General features: G+C 63.8%; 1 protein-coding gene. It reads right to left on the bottom strand.

Annotation, left to right across the window (positions count from 1 at the left end):
- Positions 1–40: 40 nt before the first annotated feature.
- Positions 41–1,168 (bottom strand): OmpA family protein, encoded by a 1,128-nt coding sequence (locus CJP72_RS24960; RefSeq protein WP_202882591.1) that lies wholly within the window; start codon positions 1,166–1,168, stop codon positions 41–43.
- Positions 1,169–1,190: the final 22 nt, after the last annotated feature.

The raw sequence follows: 1,190 nt of genomic DNA, 5'->3' as shown, positions 1-1,190 counted from the left end.
TGACCTCCCTCTTTTACAATCAGCCTTGGCTGAGCGTGGCTTACTGGCCAGCGCCCGGACCGTAGGTGATCTCGACGCGACGGTTCTGGACCTCGCGGACGCCGTCCGCAGTCTGAACGCGCAGCTTGTCGCGCTGTTCGCCGAAAGCTTCGGTCGTGATCGAGCCATCGGGGATCGAACGCGACGTCATGTAAGCCTTCACCGCGTCGGCACGACGCTGCGACAGACCCATGTTGTAGCGCGGCGTACCCGAGGTATCGGTGAAGCCGGCAACCATCACGCGGGCATTGCCGCAGCTCTGGTACTGGGTGATCGCGTTGTCGAGGATCGACGCTGCTTCCGGAGTGATGTCCGACTTGTCCCACTCGAAGAAGACAATGAACGGACCCGGCGAGCAGACCACAGGCTCGGGAGCCGGCGGCGGGGGCGGGGGGGGAGGAGGCGGCGGGGGCGGGGGCGGCGGCGGGGGCGGCGGAGCTGCCGGTTCGCCGAAGTTGTACGCCACGCCACCCAGGATCGAGTGCGAGCGGAAGCGGCCGTCGAACGTGTTGTTCGCGACGTCAACCAGCTTGACGTTCTCGGCGTTGAAGAAGCGATACTTCAACGTCGCGTCGATGTGGTCGGTCAGCGGAGCACGGATGCCCGCCAGAGCCTGCCACGCGAACACGGTGTCCGAGTCGTTCAGGAAGTCAGCACGGTTGTTGAGGGCGTAGTTCGCCTTGACGCGAGCGACACCGACACCACCGCCGACGAAGCCCTGGATGCCGTCATCGGCACCGAAGTCGAGCAAGCCGTTCAGCATGAAGCTGAGCGCCGAGGTCGAGCCGCCGGCATAGTCATAGTTGCCAGCCGGAACGGTGCCAGCACCGATGCCGGTGTTGGTCAGCGTGGTCGAGCTGAAACCATCGACGGTTGCGCGACGATAGCCGACTTCGGTTTCGAGGCGGAAGCCACCGAAGTCATAACCCATCACGGCGTCAACGTCATAACCATAGTCATGGTCGACGCTGGCGACGCCAGTGCGCGTGCCGGTGACATCATAATCGATGTCTTCGACGATCATCCCGCCGCCTTCGATGCCGACGTACCACGACTTGTCGCGGGCGAGGGCAGGCGAAGCCAGAGCGGTGGAGGCGAGTGCCAGAACAATGGCAAGCTTCCGCATCATAGTCCCCTTTCTTGGTTGTCAC

Source organism: Citrobacter sp. NCU1, from assembly GCF_010231475.1.
GTDB lineage: Bacteria > Pseudomonadota > Gammaproteobacteria > Enterobacterales > Enterobacteriaceae > Citrobacter_D.
The sequence above is the reverse complement of the archived record's forward strand: the minus strand, read 5'-3'. Positions and strand labels throughout refer to the sequence as shown.

Bases quoted from the DNA above. Each gene is read 5' to 3' on its own strand.
- CJP72_RS24960 (WP_202882591.1), bottom strand. From the start codon at position 1,168: ATGATGCGGAAGCTTGCCATTGTTCTGGCACTCGCCTCCACCGCTCTG.